The sequence below is a fragment of the Microbacterium gawkjiense genome (genome assembly GCF_031932225.1).
In the GTDB taxonomy this organism is placed as follows: Bacteria; Actinomycetota; Actinomycetes; order Actinomycetales; family Microbacteriaceae; genus Microbacterium; species Microbacterium gawkjiense.
In genome coordinates, this window is sequence record NZ_JAUZVV010000002.1 from 1,167,934 (window position 1) to 1,185,989 (window position 18,056).

Sequence of the window (18,056 nt, forward strand, 5' to 3'; positions counted from 1 at the left end):
TTCTGCGTTCTGTCGATCCGTATCCCTCAGAGCGCGGATCGGCATGTGCGGGTCGGTTTTCGGGTAACCACTCGCATGGCGAGGGGCGGGCGGCTTCGCCGCCCCTCGCCTCTTCTTTTCGGCGCGTCCTCTCGGCGCGGTGCCGTCAGGACGTCGGGCGATCGACCACCGGGCGCGGATGCGCGATCTCGTGCCAGAGGTCGACGACCTCGTCACCGTCCGGGTCGTCGCGTCGGCGGGACCGGCCCACCACCGTGACCGCGACGCGAGGGTGCGGCGACGTGCGGATGTAGATCCGCTCCGACGAGGCGCCGCGGAGGGCGTCGGCGAGCTCGGCTCGGATGCGGTCGAGCGCGGCCGGGCCGGCGGCATCCAATCCCCCCTCATCGAGGACGGTGACGGTGCTGCCGCGCAGCCGCGCCTCCTGCAGCCGCGCACGCACGGCCTCGTCGAGCAGGCGCGGCCCGCGCAGCTCGTCACGGAGGGATCCCTCCGCCAGCCGCGCCCGCTCGCGCTCGTCGGGCTCAAGGTCGCCGTCGGACTCGATCGTGCGGATGAGGATGGGGCCGGCGACGGCGAGTGCCTGCTGCACGCGGACGCGACGCTCCCGGCGACGGCCCTCCTGGCTCGCGAGCCACTCGAAGGAGCGGCGCTGGATGCCGGTGAGTTCCGCCGTGTCGACGGCCGCCCGGTCGACCAGACGCGTCAGGAGCTGCGCGGCGACGACCCAGACGGCGGCGCCGACGAGTCCGAGGGCGAGGGAATCGAGGATGCCGATCCAGAACGACGACGACACCCCGAGCAGGACGACACCGATCCACGCCACGAGCGGTCGGCGGCGGACGACGACGATCGTCAGGAGCGCCCCGATGCCGCCGAGGCTCCACGTGGCGAACGTCGCGCGACGGAGGTCCTCGTCGACCGCCGCCCAGGTGGCGAACGGCACGGCGACCGCCGTGCCGAGGACCAGCAGGCACAGCCACAGCGGCAGCGAGGCACCGCGCGGCAGACCGTCCGTGTCCGCCGCGACCGGAGCGGCCGTCGTCGGAACCGACCGCGGCGTGAAGCCCCAGAACACGCAGAGCCAGGTGGTGACCAGGTACAGCGACAGGGCGGCGATGAACAGCGCCGGCTGCGCCACCGGCGCGGTCCACACGAGTCCGCCGACGGCGAGATAGGCGGTGAAGACGACCGCGACGATCGAGAGTCCCGTCTGGACGCGCACGTTCATCGCGGGTACTCCCAGCGCAGTTCGGCCACGGTGCCCCGGCGCGAGCTGCGCACGAGCGCCTGCCCGCCCACCGCCGCGGTGCGGGCGACGATCGAGCCGCTGATGCCCAGGCGGTCCTCGGGGACGGCCTGGACGTCGAAGCCCGTGCCCGCGTCGACCACCCGGACGATGACCCGACGGTCGTCGGCGCTCACGTCGACGTGCAGTCCGACCGCGTCGGCGTGTTCGACGGCGTTGACGATTGCCTGATCGGCAGCGAGGACGAGGGCGCGGGCGACCCGTCCCGGGAGCCGCTGAGCGCGCGGATCGACGGTGATGCGCAGGTCGAGGTCGAGATCGTGTTCCGCGGCCGCCCGGCGCAACCCGTCGACGATGAACGCCGGGTCGACCGGCTCGTCCGGGCCTTCCTCGGCTTCCCGGTCGGCGTTGGCGAGGCGGGTGAGCGCGTCACGGGCCATGCCCACGGCGAGATCGCGCTCGCGCGGCGTCGAGGCGCGCTCGGCGGCGATGAGCGCGGCGAGCACGCTGTCGTGCATGAGGGCCGCGACCGAGATCCGCTCCTGCTCCACCGCGTCGGCGGCGGCCGCCGCCGCGTACGAGCGGACCGCCTCCTCGCGGGTGCGATCGAGGCGCTCGGCGAGCAGGCGCAGCATCCACCCGATCATGATCATGACGACGGCGAGGATGATCGCGTAGACCACCTGACGCGAGACGAGGATGACGCTCGCGCCGTCCACACCGATCTGGATCAGTCGGACGACCCCGTAGAGGACCGGGACGAGGCCGCACCACACGTACTGCAACCACAGCGGGAAGACGAGGGCGGTCGCCACCGTCGCGACGTTGAGGAGGTACCAGATCCAGGGCTCCGCCGCCGCGCCGCCCTCCCGACCCGCGGTCGCGAGCGGCCAGACGACGAGGACGAGCGGGAACACGATCGCGAAGACGGCGGCGGGCGCCCGGTAGAAGCGTCCTGCGACGCCGGCGGCGATCATGAGCGCCAGCGGGCCGAAGGTGACAACGCTGAGCACGAGGTTCCACGCCGGCGTCTCCTGCGCGGAACCGATCGCGTGGAACAGGGACTGGAAGCCGAGGATGGCGCATCCCACCGAGACGACGAGCGCGAGGATGCGCTCGACCCTCTCGCGGGAGAAGAAGGTCGAGTCGGGCGGGATTGTCAGCGTTCCCGCGGGTGCGACCTCAGCTGCCACCGGGTTCCTCCGCGACCAGGCCGTCCTCCATCGCGCGCCGCAACAGGTCCACCTTCGTGGGGGCGGGCCGACCGACCTCCACGTACTTCACGCGGACGCGGGTGATGTTCTCCTTCGCCGTCGAGTAAGCCACCCCGAGTCGCTCGGCGACCGTCTTGAGAGGCAGGCCGGCGGCGTACAGACGCAGCACGTCGCGCTCGCGCGAGGACAATTGCGCGTCGGCGAAGGCCCGGTCGCCGTCGACGGCGGACGCCCACTCGACGTTGTCGAGAGCATGACCGCGGGCGACCGTGTCGATCGCGGAGATGACGTCGTCGATGCGCGAGGCCTTGCTCACCACGCCCGCAGCCCCCGCGACCAGCGCCTCGCGGACGGCGGCCGGGCGATCGGCCACGCTGTGGATGATGACCGGCGAACCGTCGTGGACGAGGCGGGTCACATTCTCGGTCACGGTGGCCCCGTCCCCGAGCATGAGGTCGAGGACGACGACGTCGGCGGGGTTCTCCTGCGTGAGCGTCCGCCAATCGAGGTAGGCGGCCACGCTCTCCCCCGAGAAGACGACGCGCAGGTGGTCCGTGCGGCTGCACGCGGCCTCGAGGCCGAGACGCACGGATTCGTGGTCGTCGATCAAGGCGACGCGGATCATGCGCTCACCCTAGCCGTCACCGCGTCAACACGGCGATCGCCTCGACGTGGTGCGAGTGCGGGAACAGGTCGAAGGCCCGCACCGCGGGCGTCGTGTACCCGTGCGCGGCGAAGGTGCCGAGGTCGCGGGCGAGGGCGACGGGGTCGCACGCGACGTAGACGATGCGTGCCGGTGAGAGGTCGACGAGCTGCTCGACGACGTCGCGTCCGGCGCCCGCGCGGGGCGGGTCGAGGACCACGGTCCCGCGCGCGAGCCGGGCGCGCTGCGCGGGGGTGGCCGTCTGGACGAGGTTTCCGACCCACCGGTCGACCCGGCCGGTCTCCGCGCGGGCCCCGATCCACGCGGCGAGGTTCTCGCCCGCGTGCTCGGTCGCGCGGGCGTCGGACTCCACCGAGGTGATCCGGGTGGCGGGACCGCCGACACCGGCGACGGATGCGGCGAGCAGCCCGACCCCGCCGTAGAGATCGAGGTGCCATCCGTCGGGGTCGACGGCATCCGCGACGGCGTCGGCGACCGCGTCGTGCAGGGTGCCGGCGGCGAGGCGGTGGACCTGCCAGAAGCCGCCCGCATCGACGCGGAACTCCCGGTCGCCGACGGTCTCGACCACGACCTCCCGGGCCGCGGGGTCGACCGGAGCCGGGCGCCGGGAACGGCCGGGCTCGGCACGCGGGATGACGCGCACGCGTCCGTCGGCGGGCTGCACGAGGTCGAGGCGGCCGGCGGAGCCGCCGCGCCGACGGCTCGCCGCGCGGGCGATGCCCGCGGTCGCGAGGGGCAGGTCGTCGACGGGGATGACGCGGTGGCTGCGGGCCGCGAACGGGCCGATGCGCCCCTCGTCGTCGACGTGCAGGCTGACCCGGGTGCGCCACCCCGTGCCGTCGGCGGATTCCTCGACGAGACGGTCGCCGCGCATCTGCGGGAGGGGCGGCTCGATCGTGACGGGGGCAGTGGACCCGGCGAAGCGGGACAGCGCGTCGCGGAGGACGTCCGCCTTCAGTACGCGCTGGTGGGCGAGGGCGATGTGACCGAAGTCCGCACCGCCGGGCCGGGCGTCGGGGGGTGTGCTCACGTCGGCGGGCGCCCACACGTGCGGACGGCGGTGGGGCGAGGCATCCAACACCTCCACGGTGTCGCCCCGCCAGAACGACGCCTTGCGCGTGTCGGTGAGGGCGACGCGCACCCGCTCGCCGGGGATCGCGTCCGAGACGAACACGACCCGGTTCTCGTGCCGGGCGACGAACACACCGCCGTGCGCGACGGCGGTGATCTCGAGGTCGAGGAGGTCTCCCGGTTGCATGCTTCGATGCTTTCACACCGGGTCGCCGCGGACCGTCATCGACTCCCGCTCGCGCGGCTACCGTGGTCGGTATGCGCGTGTGCCTCGCCTCCACCTCCCCCGCCCGTCTGATGCTGCTGCGCCAGGTCGGCATCGAGCCGACCACCCGCTCACCGCAGGTCGACGAGGAGGCCGTGATCGCGGCGGTCGAGGCGGCGCAGGCCCGCACGCTGCCGCCGGAGGAACACGTGCTCCTCCTCGCCCGACGCAAGGCGGCCGACGTCGCGGCGACCGTCGCCGCGGAAGGTTTCGAGGGCCTCGTCGTCGGCGGCGACTCGATGTTCGAACTCGACGGCGAGATCCTCGGCAAGCCCTACACACCCGAGGCGGCGCGCGCCCGGTGGCAGTCCATGCGGGGCCGCACCGGCGTCCTCCATTCGGGGCACAGCGTGTTCCTCGTCCGCCCGGGCGCTGACCCCGTCGAGGCCCATGCGGTGGCCGCCGCGTCCGTGACCTTCGCGGCGGATGTGACGGATGCCGAGATCGACGCCTACGTGGCGACCGGTGAGCCCCTGCTGGTGGCGGGCGCCTTCACCGTCGACAGCCTCGGCGGCGCGTTCATCGAGCGGGTCGGGGGCGACCCGTCAACGGTGGTCGGGATGTCGTTGTCGACCCTGCGCCGACTCGTCCGCGAGCTCGGGGTCGAGTGGACGACGCTGTGGAACTCCGCGGGCGGCGGCGGCGCGGCATCCGCTTAGTGGGATCCGCGACACGAAACCCCGATGATCTTGTGCGAGTGATCCAAAGGAGCGGCCACACTCGTGGGTAGGCTCGAAGCCATGCCTGAGAGCGTGACCACCGGAATCTCGAAAGTGCTGATCGCCAACCGAGGCGAGATCGCGGTGCGCATCATCCGCGCCGCACGCGACTCGGGGAAGTCGTCGGTGGCGGTCTACGCCGACCAGGACCGCGATGCGATGCACGCGCGCCTCGCTGATGAGGCGTACGGCCTCGGCGGCTCGACGAGCGCCGACACCTACCTCTCCATCGAGAAGATCCTCTCGGTCGCCCGCCGCTCGGGCGCCGACGCCGTCCACCCCGGCTACGGCTTCCTCGCCGAGAACGCCGACTTCGCCCGCGCCGTGATCGGCGCGGGGCTGGTCTGGATCGGCCCCTCCCCCGAGGCCATCGAGGCGCTCGGAGACAAGGTCACCGCCCGCCACGTCGCCGAGAAGGTCGGCGCACCGCTCGCCCCGGGCACCCCGGGACCGGTCGAGGGCGCCGACGAGGTCATCGCCTTCGCGCGCGAGTTCGGCCTTCCCATCGCGATCAAGGCCGCGTACGGCGGCGGCGGTCGCGGTCTCAAGGTCGCACGCGAGTTCGACGAGGTCGAGGAGCTCTTCGAGTCCGCGACCCGCGAGGCCATCGCGGCGTTCGGCCGCGGCGAGTGCTTCGTCGAGAAGTACCTCGACAAGCCGCGCCACGTCGAGACGCAGTGCCTCGCGGATGCCGCGGGCAACGTCGTCGTGGTGTCGACCCGCGACTGCTCGCTGCAGCGCCGCCACCAGAAGCTCGTCGAAGAGGCTCCCGCGCCGTTCCTCACGGCCGAGCAGAACGAGATCCTGTACTCCGCGTCGAAGGCGATCCTCAAGGAGGTCGGCTACGTCGGGGCCGGCACGTGCGAGTTCCTCATCGGCGCCGACGGGACGATCTCGTTCCTCGAGGTGAACACCCGCCTGCAGGTCGAGCACCCGGTCTCCGAGGAGGTCACCGGCATCGACCTCGTCCGCGAGCAGTTCCGCATCGCCGAGGGCGGCACGCTCGACTACGCCGACCCCGAGCCGGTCGGGCACTCGTTCGAGTTCCGCATCAACGGCGAGGACCCGGGCCGCGGGTTCCTCCCCGCCCCCGGCGACATCCACGTGTTCAAGACCTTCGGCGGACCGGGCGTGCGCCTGGACTCCGGCGTCACCGCCGGCGACAGCGTCTCGGGCGCCTTCGACTCGCTCCTGGGCAAGCTCATCGTCACGGGACGCACGCGCGAAGAGGCCCTCGAGCGGTCGCGCCGCGCCCTCGACGAGTTCGAGGTGGCCGGGATGCCGACGGTGCTGCCCTTCCACCGGAAGGTCGTCCGCGACCCCGCCTTCACGGCCGAGGACGGCACGTTCGGCGTCTTCACCCGCTGGATCGAGACCGAGTTCCACAACGACATCCCCGCATGGGACGGCGAGGCGGGTCCCGCCGCCGAACCCGAGGGCCGCCACACCGTCGTCGTGGAGGTGTCGGGCAAGCGACTCGAGGTGAGCCTGCCGGACCGGCTGACCCACGCACCCGCCGCCGTCGGACGCCCCGTCGCCGTGCCCCCGTCGCGCCGTTCGCACGCCGCGGGTGCCGTCTCGGGCGCGAGCGGCGACGCCGTCGCGTCGCCCATGCAGGCCACCGTCGTCAAGATCGCCGTCGAAGAGGGACAGCAGGTCGTCAAGGGCGACCTCGTCGTCGTCCTCGAGGCGATGAAGATGGAGCAGCCCATCCAGGCGCACAAGGACGGCGTGGTCGGCGCGATCAACGCGCAGCCCGGCACGACCGTGTCGGCGGGGCATCAGCTGCTCACGATCTCCTGATCCTGTCGGGCGGAACGGACCGCCCCTAGGGTATGGGCATGAGGACTCTGCGTGCGCCGGTGATCGCGGCCTCCGCACTGGCGCTCCTCCTGACCGGATGCTCCGCCACGCCGACCGTCGACGTCGACGCCGCGGGTGCGTGGTTGGACACCGTCGGCGACGATCCCGTCGCCGACGGTGCTGCCGCCCTGGGGATGAAGGTCAGCCCGGGGAGCTCGGGCGAAGTGAGAGCGGACTTCGCGACATCGGTGGGGATCATCGGAGCGGATGCCCGGTGCTACGGGGGCGACGACGTGACCGCCGACGTCACGGTGAACGTGATGACCGCGGACGGCGGACAGATGACGATCACGAATCAGATCGTCTGCGACACCGAGCCGCACCGCATCCCGTTCGATGGCTCGTCGGCGCGGGCCGTCTCGGCGTCGGGGACCGCGCCGGTGCCGACCTACCTGTATGTGACCGCGATCGCCGTCGGCTGACGCGCGCGGATCAGGTGTAGGTGTCCTCGTCCCGGGCGACCTGGTGCATCGCGCGGGTCGCGTCGGTGATGCTGCCCGCGAGCGACGGGAACACCGCGAACACGCGGGAGAGCTGGTCGACCGTGAGGCGCCGCTCGACGGCGATGGCGATCGGGTAGATCAGCTCGGAGGCGCGCGGGGCGACAATGACGCCGCCGATGACGGTGCCCGACCCCTCTCGGGCGATGATCTTCACGAAGCCGTCCTTGACGCCCATCATCTTCGCGCGCGCGTTGGCGGCCAGCGGGAGCTTGTGGACGGTGCCGTTGACCGCGCCGGACTCGATGTCGCGCTCCTGGCGTCCGACGGTAGCGATCTCGGGCGCCGTGAAGATGTTCGCCGTGACGCGGTGCTTCTCGAGCGGGATGACGGTGTCGCCGAGCGCGTGGAAGACGGCCATGCGCCCCTGCATGGCGGCGACCGAAGCGAGCGGGAGGAAGGTCGTGCAGTCACCGGCGGCGTAGATGTTGGGGACCGACGTCCGCGCGACGCGGTTGACCTGGATGTGACCCGAGCCGGTGAGCTGGACCCCGGCATCCTCCAGTCCGATGCCGGCGGTGTTCGGGATCGAACCGACGGCCATGAGGCAGTGGCTGCCCTCGACGGTGCGACCGTCGGACAGCGTCGCGACCACGCCGTCCTTCGTGCGCTCCACCTTCTCGGCGCGGGACTTCGACAGCACCTCCATGCCGCCGCGGGTGAAGACCTTCTCGATGACGGCCGCCGCGTCGGAGTCCTCACCGGGGAGGACCTGGTCGCGGCTCGAGATCAGCGTCACCTTCGACCCGAGGTTCATGTAGGCGCCGGCGAACTCCGCGCCCGTGACGCCGGACCCCACGACGATAAGGTGCTCGGGCAGCGACGACATGTTGTAGAGCTGCGTCCAGGTCAGGATGCGCTCCCCGTCGGGCTTCGCGCTGTCGAGCTCGCGCGGCGAGGCGCCCACCGAGACCACGAGGGTGTCGGCCTCGATCCGGTCGAAGTCGGTGCCGCCGGGGCCGGTCGAGACGACGACGGCGTGCGTCCCGTCGAGGCGGCCGTGGCCGGAGATGATGCGGACCCCGGCATCCACCAGCTGCGCGCGCTGATCGTCGGACTGCTGACGGGCCAGCGACAGGAGCCGCTTGTTGACCGCGCCGAGGTTGATCGCGATCTCGGGCTTGAGCGGCTTGCCGCTGTCGCCCCGGGCGAACAGCTGCACCCCGAGATCGGAGGCGCCGCGGATGGCGACGGCGGCGTCGGCGGTGGCGATGAGGGTCTTGGAGGGGACGACGTCCGTGATGACCGCGGAACCGCCGATGCCCGCGCGCTCGACGAGCGTCACCTCGGCGCCCAGCTGGGCCGCTGCGAGAGCCGCCTCGTATCCGCCGGGGCCGCCGCCGATGATCGCGACGCTCTGGGTGGTCTCGAAGCTCACAGACATGCGCACCATTCTTCCAGTCCGCAGGGTTCCCGTGCGCCGCGACGCGATGCGCGCCGTGTGGCCGAGCCGTCCCCGGGTTCCTAGAGTGGGAGCATGCACGAGGAGACCCACCCGCTCGACGACCCCACCGCCGACCCGTTCGAGGTCGCACGGACCGCCGCCGACGACATCGCCCACCTCACCGGCGTCGACCACCACGACATCGCCCTGACGCTCGGGAGCGGCTGGGGCAAGGCCGCCGAGCTCATCGGCGAGACGACGGCGACCCTGGCCGCGACCGATGTCACCGGGTTCAGCAAGCCCGCCCTCGAAGGGCACGTCGGGTCGATCCGCAGCATCCTCACCCCGGACGGCAAGCGCGTGCTCGTGATCGGCGCGCGCACGCATTACTACGAAGGGCACGGCGTGCGTCGTGTCGTGCACAGTGTGCGCACGGCCGCCGCGACCGGCGCCAAGACGATGGTCCTCACCAACGGCGCGGGCGGCATCAAGACGTCGTGGACGCCGGGGCAGCCCGTGCTCATCAGCGACCACATCAACCTGACGGCCGACTCCCCCCTCGAGGGCGCGACCTTCATCGACCTCACCGACCTCTACTCGCGGCGCCTGCGCGACCTCGCCCGCACCGTCGACCCCTCGCTCGACGAAGGCGTGTACTGCCAGTTCCGCGGACCGCACTACGAGACCCCCGCCGAGGTGCAGATGGCCAAGGCGATCGGCGGGCACATCGTCGGCATGTCGACGGCCCTCGAGGCGATCGCCGCGCGCCAGGCGGGCATGGAGATCCTGGGCTTCTCGCTCATCACGAACCTCGCCGCCGGCATCCAGACCACCCCGTTGAGCCACCAGGAGGTCATCGAGGCGGGCCGCGAGGCCGAGCCGGTCATCTCCGACCTGCTCGCGCGCGTGATCGGCGTCCTGTGAGCGAGGGCGTCCTCGACGTCGCCCGCGGGTGGCTCGCGCAGGACCCCGACCCGCAGACGAGCGACGAGCTGCGCGCGCTGATCGAGCGGGCCGAGGCCGGTGACGCGGCGGCGCTCGACGACCTGCACGACCGGTTCGACACGCGGCTGGCCTTCGGGACCGCAGGGCTGCGCGGAGCCCTGGGCGCCGGGTCGAACCGCATGAACCGCGTCCTCGTCGGGCAGGCGGCCGCCGGGTTCGCCGCGTACCTGCGCGAGCGCGCGGGCGAAGAGACCCCGTCGGTCGTCGTCGGCTACGACGGTCGTCGCAACTCCGACGTGTTCGCCCGTGACAGCGCGGAGATCTTCGCCGGCGCGGGCCTGCGCGCCATCCTCCTCCCCCGCCTGCTTCCGACACCCGTGCTCGCGTTCGCCGTCCGGCACCTGGGCGCCTCCGCCGGGGTCATGGTGACGGCATCCCACAACCCGCCGGACGACAACGGCTACAAGGTGTACCTCGGCGGTGCCGATGACGGCGCCCAGATCGTCTCACCCGCGGATGCCGAGATCGCGGCGCACATCGACGAGGTCGCCGCCCGGGCGGACCTCGGCGCGATCCCCCGCTCGGCGGACTACGAGACCGCCGGCGAGGACGTCGTGGACGCCTACGTGCGCGCCACAGCGCTCGTCGCCCCCGCCCCGGCCGGTGCGGCCGGTCTGAACTGGGTCTACACCGCGATGCACGGCGTGGGCCACGAGACCCTCTCGCGCATCCTCGAGACCGCGGGGTACCCGGCGCCGACGGTGGTCGCCGACCAGATCGAGCCCGACGGGCGGTTCCCGACGGTCGCCTTCCCCAACCCGGAAGAGCCCGGCGCGATGGACCTCTCGTTCGAGGCGGCCCGCGCCGCCGGCGCGGAGCTGATCCTCGCCAACGATCCCGACGCCGACCGGCTCGCCGTCGCGATCCCGGATGCCGCCGCCCCCGGCGGCTGGCGCCGGCTCACCGGCAACGAGGTCGGGCTGCTCCTCGGCTGGCGCGCGGCGCGCACCGCGACCGCGGGCACCCTCGCGTGCTCGATCGTCTCGTCGCCCGGCCTGCAGGCGATCGCCGAGCACTACGGCCTCGACTTCGCCGCCACGCTGACCGGCTTCAAATGGATCTCGCGTGCCCCCGGGCTCGTCTACGGGTTCGAAGAGGCGCTCGGCTACCTCGTGAACCCCGACACCGTGCGCGACAAGGACGGCATCTCGGCCGCCGTCGCCGTGCTGGGCCTCGTCGCCGAGGCGCGCGAGGAGGGCCGGACGCTCGGCGACCTGCTCGACGAGTCGGCCGCGACCTTCGGGCACTTCGCGAGCGGGCAGGTGTCCCTCCGCGTCGACGACGTGTCGGTGATCGGCCGCATCATGAGCGCGCTGCGCGCGGCGCCCCCGGCATCCGTCGGTACGGTCGCCGTCGAGCGCATCGAGGACCTGCTCACCGCTCCCGAGGGCTCGCCGCGCGGCGACGTGCTGCGGGTGTGGCTGACCGACGGATCGCGCGTCATCGTGCGCCCGAGCGGGACCGAACCGAAGCTCAAGGCCTACCTCGACGTCCGCGGCGACTCGGCGGAGGATGCGGCGGCCCGGCTGGCGGCGGTGGACGCCGGCGTCCGGGATATCCTCGCGGCGGCGCAGACGTGACGGCGACTCCGCTCACGGAGCCGGTCGTCCTGAGCCGCGGTCGCGTGCAACTGGTCCCGCTCGATGCCGCGCACGCCGACGACCTCGCGGCGGCCCGCGAGGGCCTCGAGTACGCCTGGTACACCGCCATCCCGGCATCCGTCCCCGACGAGATCAGCTGGCGGCGTGCCGAGCACGCAGCCGGGCGGATGAACCCGTTCGCGGTCCTCGTCGACGGCACTCCGAGCGGGATGACGACCTTCTGCGGCATCGACCAGGTCAACCGCCGGGTCGAGATCGGCTACACGTGGTTGTCGCCGAGCGTGCAGCGGACAGACGTCAACACGACCGCGAAGCTGCTGCTGCTCGGGCACGCGTTCGAGGCGTGCGAAGCGATCGCGGTGGAATTCCGCACGTCGTGGCACAACCGGCAGTCGCAGGCCGCGATCGAACGTCTCGGCGCGCGCCGAGACGGCGTCCTGCGCAACCACCGCATCGGCCCCGGCGGCACGCTGCGCGATACCGTCGTGTACTCGATCCTCCCCCACGAGTGGCCCGGGGTGAAGATGGGGCTCGAGGCGCGCCTGGCGCGCTGATCAGCCGTCGACGACGGCGACGAGCTCGTCGAGGAACGCGGCGAACGTCGTGCCGCGGCGCAGGATCCGCTGCACGCTGTCGCGTTCGCTGAACACCTCGACGAGCTGCTCGAACACCGTCTGGAAGGCCTCGCGGTCGGACTCCGAGAACGCGACCATCGTCACGACCTGCACCCGTCCGTCGCCCCAACGGATCGACGGGTCGGCCAGGCCCACGGCGATCGCGGTGCGGGTCGCGGTCATCCCGATGGCGTGCGGGACGGCGAGCGCATCGGTGAAAGCCGTCGAGGAGATGCGCTCCCGCTCGAGCGTGCGGGTGACGTAGTCCTCGGTGATGACGCCCTGGGCCGCCAGCAGTCCGCCGAGCCCGCGGATCACGGTCTCCTCGTCCGCATCGGCGGGCAGGCGGGGCACGAAGGCCTCGGCGGAGAAGTACCGCTCGAGCTCCGCGCGCAGGCCCGCCAAGCGTCGCGCGCGGCGGGCGCGAGCCGCCGCGCCCTGGACGCGCTCGACGTCGGGTTCGGTGAGGAAGGGCTGCACCCGGACGATGCGGTCGGACGGCGCGGGCGGATCGATCGTCGTGAGGACGAGATCGGTGTCGAGCCCCGCCCAGTCCGGATCGACGCGCGTCTCGACGGCGACGACCTCGATCTCGCGACCGAGCGCGCGGTCGATGCTCGCCCGCAGCAGCTCGTGCATCTCGTAGTACCCCGGGCACACGAGCGTCACCGTCAGCAGACGAGCCGACTGGCGGGACCGCTCGAGCCGGCCGCCGACGTGCATCGCGATGTAGGCGATCTCGTCCTCGTACAGAGGTGCGCCGACGACGTCGCGCAGCTGCTCGGCGATGAAGACGGCGACCTCGAAGATCATCGGGTAGCTGGACTTGAGCGAACGGGTGAGCGCGTTGCGCGACCAGGCCTGGTCCTGCGCGCGCTGACGCAGGTTCTGGACGTGGAGGGCGAGGCGCAGGATGAAGTCGTCGTGATCGATGTCGACGAGGAACTCGGATGCCGCCTGCGCGACGATCCCGCGCACGGCGGTCTCGACGTCCGCATCGAGCCGGCCCCGGATGACGGTGTCGGGTTCGGCCGCGCCCGGCGCCACGACGCGGGTCTGCACGAGCGCGGCGAGGTGGTCGCGGTCACCGTCGCCCAGGCGGACGCCGAGGTGCGCGACGGCGAGGCGATCGAGCAGGTCGGCGATCCGCGCACGCGCGGGCGCGTCGTCGACCGGAGGGCCGTCGAGTCCGCGTCCGCGCCCCACCCGGTCGGCGGCGATCGCGATGTGCATCATGACGTCGCCGATGCCGAACTCGTTGACGAGGTATCCCAGGTCGCCGAGGCCCGCGACCAGGTCGTCCTTGAACGCCCCGAGCGCGGATGTCTCGGCGGTGCTCTCGCCGAGGGCGCGCCGCAGGGCGCGCAGGTCGAAGGCGCCCTGCTCCATCTCGTCGTGCGCCAGTCGGCTGAGCAGGCGCCGCTGGGCCATCTCCGTCCCCACCAACCGCACGCGCTCCGCGGAGCGCTCGAGGGTCAGCTGCGTGCCGCTCAGCAGCGCGCGCACGCGTCCGAGATCGGCTTCGAGGGTGGCGTCGCTCACGTGGAAGCGCTGCGCCGCGGCGTACACGTCGATGCCGTCCGGCGCATCGAGGATGTCGCGAACGAGCCGGTGCAACCGGTCGCGAGGAGTCTCCTCGGATGCCGGCTGCAGCGCCCCCGCCGCTCCGGCACCCGCGCGGTAGCCGGACGGACCTGACTCGACGGCGTCGCCGCCGGGCACCCGCGCGTTGAGGGCGGCCACGTACGAACGGATGCTGCGGGGCGTCACCCCGACGAGGTCGGCGAGCTCGCCGGCGGTACGCCACCCGGCATCCCTCGCCAGGAGCGCCATGACGCGATCCTGCCTCGTCCGACTCACGGGTCCAGTCAACCATCCGCCGGACCACCGGGGTTTCCTCCCCCGCGGAAGAAGGCCTGGTTGTCGCTTCCTGGGAGTCGGATGAGAATTGCGGGGAGACAAGGAGGCGGATCGATGAAGATCCTCGTCGTCTGCGGCGCCGGCGCGTCGAGCACGTTCGTCGCCCAGCGTCTGCGGCAGGCCGCACAGCGCGAAGGCAGGGAACTGCTCGTCCACGCGGGTGTCCCCGGCATGGTTGCCACGGGGACGGATGCCGGCGACGTGGTGCTCGTGGGTCCGCATCTTGCCTCCGCCCTCCCCGACATCGAGCGGGATGCCGCCACCCGACAGGCGCGTGTCGTTCTGCTCCCGGAGGACGTCTTCGACGATCGTGACGGAACCCGCACGCTCGCCCTCGTCACCACCGCGACCGCCGCCGACCGCATCGAAAGGACCCCGCGATGAGCGCACCGGCCAGCCGTACGGTGAGGATCGGTTCCTCCCACGGCCTGCACGCCCGCCCCGCGAAGCTCTTCGCGCAGGCGGCGAAGGATGCCGGCATCCCGGTCACCATCTCGAAGGGGGCCGGCGGCGCGGTCAACGCGGCGAGCATCCTGAGCGTCATCTCGCTCGGCGCGGAGAGCGGCGATTACGTCACGCTCACCGCGGACGGGCCGGGCGCGGAGGACGTCCTCGACACCCTGACCGAACTTCTGACCACCGACCACGACGCCTGAGGGACACATGACTGATCTTCGAGGAGTAGGAATCGGCCTGGGCGTGAGCCACGGCCCCGTCGCACGGATGGCCGAGCCGCTGCCCGCGCCGAAGGATGAGAAGAGCACGCTCAACGCCGAGGAGGAGAAGGCCCGCGTCGCCGCGGCGATCGAGGCGGTCGCCCGCGAGCTCGAGCAGCGCGGCGCCACCGCCGGCGGAGCCGCGCAGGAGGTGCTCGAGGCGCAGGCCATGATGGCCGAGGACCCCGCCCTCGAGGACGAGGTCGCCACCCGTCTCGCCGCCGGCGCGACCGGCGAGTTCGCCGTCTTCGACGCGTTCGCCTCGTTCCGCGATTCCCTCGCCGCCATGGGCGGCTACCTCGGCGAGCGCGCCGCGGACCTCGACGACGTCGCGCAGCGCGTCATCGCCCACCTGCGTGGGGTGCCGGCACCGGGCGTGCCCGACCCCGGGCATCCGTTCGTCCTCGTCGCGAAGGATCTCGCCCCGGCCGACACCGCCCTGCTGGACCTCGACAAGGTGCTCGCCCTCGTCACGACCGAAGGCGGCCCGACCTCGCACACGGCGATCCTCGCGCGCGAGAAGTCGATCGTCGCCGTCGTGGGCGTGCACAGCGCCTCGGGTCTGACCGAGGGCGAGACGGTCATCGTGGACGCGGCCGCCGGCATCGTCACGACCCTGCCCACGGACGACGAGATCGCGCAGGCCGAGCGCCGCGAGGCCGACCGCGCCGCCGCCGCGGACGCGCCGATCACGCCCGGCGCGCTCGCGGACGGCACGACGGTGCCGCTGCTCGCGAACCTCGGCAAGCCCGCCGACGCCGCCAAGGCCGTCGAGCTGGGCGCAGAGGGTGTCGGGCTCTTCCGCACCGAGTTCCTCTTCCTCAGCTCGTCGCAGGCTCCCACCGTCGAGGAGCAGACGACGGCGTACACCGAGCTGCTGCAGGCGTTCCCCGGCAAGAAGGTCGTCGTCCGCGCCCTGGATGCCGGCGCCGACAAGCCGCTCGCCTTCCTCAACGACGCGCACGAGGAGAACCCGGCCCTCGGTCTCCGCGGCCTCCGCGCACTCCGCGCCAGCGAGGACATCCTGCGCGAGCAGCTGACCGCCCTTGCGAACGCGGATGCCGCCACCGACGCCGACCTGTGGGTCATGGCCCCCATGGTGTCGACCGTCGAGGAGACGGAGTACTTCGTCACCCTCGCGAAGGAGTACGGGATCAAGACGGCCGGTGTCATGGTCGAGGTCCCGTCGTCGGCCCTCCTCGCCGACCGGGTGCTCGCCCACGCCGACTTCGCCTCGATCGGCACCAACGACCTCACCCAGTACACGCTCGCGGCCGACCGCCTGCTCGGTTCGGTCGCCTCGTTCCAAGACCCGTGGCATCCCGCCGTCCTGCAACTGGTGAAGCTCACCGGCGACGGCGGCCGTGCCCACGGCAAGCCGGTCGGCATCTGCGGCGAGGCCGCCGCCGACCCGCTGCTCGCGGTCGTCCTCGTCGGCCTCGGCGCGACGACGCTCTCCATGGCCCCGACGGCGCTCGCAGACGTGCGCGCCACCCTCTTGCACCACAGCCTCGACGACGCGAAGCGCATCGCCGAAGCAGCCCTCGCCGCATCCGATGCGGCATCCGCCCGAGCCGCGGCCCAAGAAGCCGCAGCACAGCACACCGCCGCATGACCCGCGGCACACCAAAGGAGAACCAGCACATGTCAACGGCGACAACAGCCACCCGCGCACCGAGCCGCGCACGCGTCGGCGTGCAGCGATTCGGGACGTTCCTGTCCGGCATGATCATGCCGAACATCGCAGCGTTCATCGCATGGGGTTTCATCACCATGCTCTTCATCCCCGACGGCTTCTTCGGTGCCCGCAGCCCGTTCGGCTGGCACTGGTTCCCCGTCGCCGAGATCCTCGGCGGCGGCGGAGATGTGGCCCAGATCGGGTGGCAGGGTGCCCGCACCGCGCTCACCGAAGGTGACGCCGGGACCTACACCGGGTACATCGGCCTCGTCGGCGCGATGGTGACGTACCTCCTGCCGCTGCTCATCGCCAACACGGCAGGTCGCATGGTCTACGACGCCCGCGGCGGCGTCGTGGCGACGATCGCCGTCATGGGTGTCATCGTCGGCACCGACATCCCGATGTTCCTCGGCGCGATGATCATGGGTCCGCTGGCGGCCTGGATCACCAAGCAGATGGACAAGTTGTGGGACGGCAAGATCAAGCCCGGCTTCGAGATGCTCGTCAACAACTTCTCCGCCGGCATCCTCGGCATGATCCTCGCGATCATCGGGTTCTTCGCGTTCGGCCCGATCATGCTCGGCGTCAGCGCGTTCCTCGGCGGCATCGTCGACTGGCTCGTCTCGCTCAGCCTGCTCCCGCTGCTGTCGATCTTCGTCGAACCCGCGAAGGTGCTCTTCCTCAACAACGCCATCAACCACGGCGTGTTCACCCCGCTGGCCCTGCAGCAGGTGGAGGACACCGGCAAGTCGATCCTGTTCCTCATCGAGGCCAACCCCGGCCCCGGCCTGGGCCTGCTGATGGCCTTCACCTTCTTCGGTGTCGGTCAGGCCAAGGCGTCCGCCCCCGGTGCGGCGATCATCCAGTTCCTCGGTGGCATCCACGAGATCTACTTCCCGTACGCCCTGAGCAAGCCGGCTACGATCCTCGCCCTCATCGCGGGTGGTGCGAGCGGCGTGACCGTCAACATGCTCTTCAACGGCGGACTCCAGTTCCCGGCGGCTCCCGGCAGCATCATCGCGGTCACCGCCGCCGCGGTCGGCGCGGGTGTGCCGAACCTGCTCGTCGTCTACCTCTCGGTGATCGTCGCGGCCGTCGTGACGTTCCTCATCACCGCGGTCATCCTGCGGGCCTCCCGCAAGCGGGACCTCGCCGCCGAAGGCGACACGTTCGGCGCCGCGATCGCGCAGACCGAGGCGAACAAGGGGAAGTCGTCGTCCGCGATGGACGCGCTGCGCGGCTCCGGCACGGCGGCGGCTGCGGCATCCGCTCCGGCCGGCACGGCCGTGGCCGACCGCGAGATCTCGAACATCGTGTTCGCGTGCGACGCCGGCATGGGGTCGTCCGCGATGGGTGCGAGCGTCCTGCGCAACAAGTTCAAGAAGGCGGGCGTCGAGGGCGTCACGGTCACCAACAAGGCGATCGCCAACCTCGACCCGTCCGCCGACCTGGTCATCACCCAGGCGCAGTTGACCGATCGTGCCCGCGGGGTCACCCCCGGCTCCGTGCACGTCTCGGTCGACAACTTCATGAACTCGCCGAAGTACGACGAGGTCGTGGAGATGGTGCGCCGCCAGCGCGGCGACGCCTGAT

The 18,056-nt window shown here is 72.0% G+C and carries 16 protein-coding genes; 10 read left to right on the forward strand and 6 right to left on the reverse strand.

Annotation, left to right across the window (positions count from 1 at the left end; translation table 11 throughout):
• Positions 1-145 precede the first annotated feature (145 nt).
• From Q9S71_RS13860 to Q9S71_RS13875, 4 genes are read right to left on the reverse strand one after another with little or no spacing between them, the layout of a single operon-like run.
• The gene (locus Q9S71_RS13860) at positions 146-1,231 is read right to left on the reverse strand and encodes a hypothetical protein (protein ID WP_311862952.1); all 1,086 of its coding nucleotides are present in this window, start codon (positions 1,229-1,231) and stop codon (positions 146-148) included.
• Positions 1,228-2,442, reverse strand: coding sequence for a sensor histidine kinase (locus Q9S71_RS13865; RefSeq protein ID WP_311862955.1), 1,215 nt, complete (start codon positions 2,440-2,442; stop codon positions 1,228-1,230). The genes Q9S71_RS13860 and Q9S71_RS13865 overlap by 4 nt, the downstream gene beginning before the upstream one ends.
• Positions 2,432-3,088 (reverse strand): response regulator, encoded by a 657-nt coding sequence (locus Q9S71_RS13870; RefSeq protein WP_311862957.1) that lies wholly within the window; start codon positions 3,086-3,088, stop codon positions 2,432-2,434. Before Q9S71_RS13870 ends, Q9S71_RS13865 begins: the two co-directional genes overlap by 11 nt.
• Before the next feature lie 16 nt (positions 3,089-3,104).
• Positions 3,105-4,385, reverse strand: a complete 1,281-nt coding sequence (locus Q9S71_RS13875) for a class I SAM-dependent RNA methyltransferase (RefSeq protein ID WP_311862959.1) — start codon at positions 4,383-4,385, stop codon at positions 3,105-3,107.
• 71 nt (positions 4,386-4,456) lie between these two features.
• On the opposite strand from Q9S71_RS13875, the gene Q9S71_RS13880 reads away from it, so the two are divergent.
• From Q9S71_RS13880 to Q9S71_RS13890, 3 genes are all read left to right on the forward strand, one after another.
• On the forward strand, positions 4,457-5,122 hold the full coding sequence (locus Q9S71_RS13880; RefSeq protein WP_311862960.1) for a Maf family protein: 666 nt from the start codon (positions 4,457-4,459) through the stop codon (positions 5,120-5,122).
• A gap of 81 nt (positions 5,123-5,203) precedes the next feature.
• On the forward strand, positions 5,204-6,985 hold the full coding sequence (locus Q9S71_RS13885) for an acetyl/propionyl/methylcrotonyl-CoA carboxylase subunit alpha (protein ID WP_311862961.1): 1,782 nt from the start codon (positions 5,204-5,206) through the stop codon (positions 6,983-6,985).
• A 38-nt stretch (positions 6,986-7,023) separates the two neighbouring features.
• Positions 7,024-7,467 carry a hypothetical protein gene (locus Q9S71_RS13890; protein WP_311862962.1) on the forward strand — a complete coding sequence of 148 codons (444 nt, stop codon included), beginning with the start codon at positions 7,024-7,026 and terminating at the stop codon, positions 7,465-7,467.
• A gap of 10 nt (positions 7,468-7,477) precedes the next feature.
• On the opposite strand, the gene Q9S71_RS13895 is transcribed toward Q9S71_RS13890, so the two are convergent.
• A complete protein-coding gene (locus Q9S71_RS13895; RefSeq protein WP_422880357.1) occupies positions 7,478-8,938 on the reverse strand; it encodes an NAD(P)H-quinone dehydrogenase in 1,461 nt (486 codons plus the stop codon).
• Between the two features lie 84 nt (positions 8,939-9,022).
• On the opposite strand from Q9S71_RS13895, the gene Q9S71_RS13900 reads away from it, so the two are divergent.
• From Q9S71_RS13900 to Q9S71_RS13910, 3 genes are read left to right on the forward strand one after another with little or no spacing between them, the layout of a single operon-like run.
• Positions 9,023-9,853, forward strand: coding sequence for a purine-nucleoside phosphorylase (locus Q9S71_RS13900; protein ID WP_311862964.1), 831 nt, complete (start codon positions 9,023-9,025; stop codon positions 9,851-9,853).
• Complete coding sequence (locus Q9S71_RS13905) at positions 9,850-11,514, forward strand: phospho-sugar mutase (RefSeq protein ID WP_311862965.1); 1,665 nt, start codon at positions 9,850-9,852, stop codon at positions 11,512-11,514. Before Q9S71_RS13900 ends, Q9S71_RS13905 begins: the two co-directional genes overlap by 4 nt.
• A complete protein-coding gene (locus tag Q9S71_RS13910) occupies positions 11,511-12,089 on the forward strand; it encodes a GNAT family N-acetyltransferase (protein WP_311862966.1) in 579 nt (192 codons plus the stop codon). The genes Q9S71_RS13905 and Q9S71_RS13910 overlap by 4 nt, the downstream gene beginning before the upstream one ends.
• Here the strand turns inward: Q9S71_RS13910 and Q9S71_RS13915 are convergent, their stop codons facing one another.
• Positions 12,090-13,982 (reverse strand): BglG family transcription antiterminator, encoded by a 1,893-nt coding sequence (locus Q9S71_RS13915; RefSeq protein ID WP_311862967.1) that lies wholly within the window; start codon positions 13,980-13,982, stop codon positions 12,090-12,092. It abuts the gene before it with no gap.
• Positions 13,983-14,123: 141 nt separating this feature from the next.
• Between Q9S71_RS13915 and Q9S71_RS13920 the strand changes: the two genes are divergently transcribed.
• Genes Q9S71_RS13920 through Q9S71_RS13935 form a run of 4 tightly spaced genes read left to right on the forward strand, consistent with a single transcriptional unit; the run spans position 14,124 to position 18,055 of the window.
• Entirely contained in the window at positions 14,124-14,453 is a 330-nt protein-coding gene (locus tag Q9S71_RS13920; protein WP_064001365.1) for a PTS sugar transporter subunit IIB, read from the forward strand.
• Entirely contained in the window at positions 14,450-14,725 is a 276-nt protein-coding gene (locus tag Q9S71_RS13925) for an HPr family phosphocarrier protein (RefSeq protein ID WP_064001364.1), read from the forward strand. The genes Q9S71_RS13920 and Q9S71_RS13925 overlap by 4 nt, the downstream gene beginning before the upstream one ends.
• A gap of 7 nt (positions 14,726-14,732) precedes the next feature.
• Positions 14,733-16,400 carry a phosphoenolpyruvate--protein phosphotransferase gene (gene ptsP, locus Q9S71_RS13930; RefSeq protein ID WP_311862968.1) on the forward strand — a complete coding sequence of 556 codons (1,668 nt, stop codon included), beginning with the start codon at positions 14,733-14,735 and terminating at the stop codon, positions 16,398-16,400.
• A gap of 29 nt (positions 16,401-16,429) precedes the next feature.
• Positions 16,430-18,055 (forward strand): PTS mannitol transporter subunit IIBC, encoded by a 1,626-nt coding sequence (locus Q9S71_RS13935; RefSeq protein WP_253035481.1) that lies wholly within the window; start codon positions 16,430-16,432, stop codon positions 18,053-18,055.
• Position 18,056 lies beyond the last annotated feature (1 nt).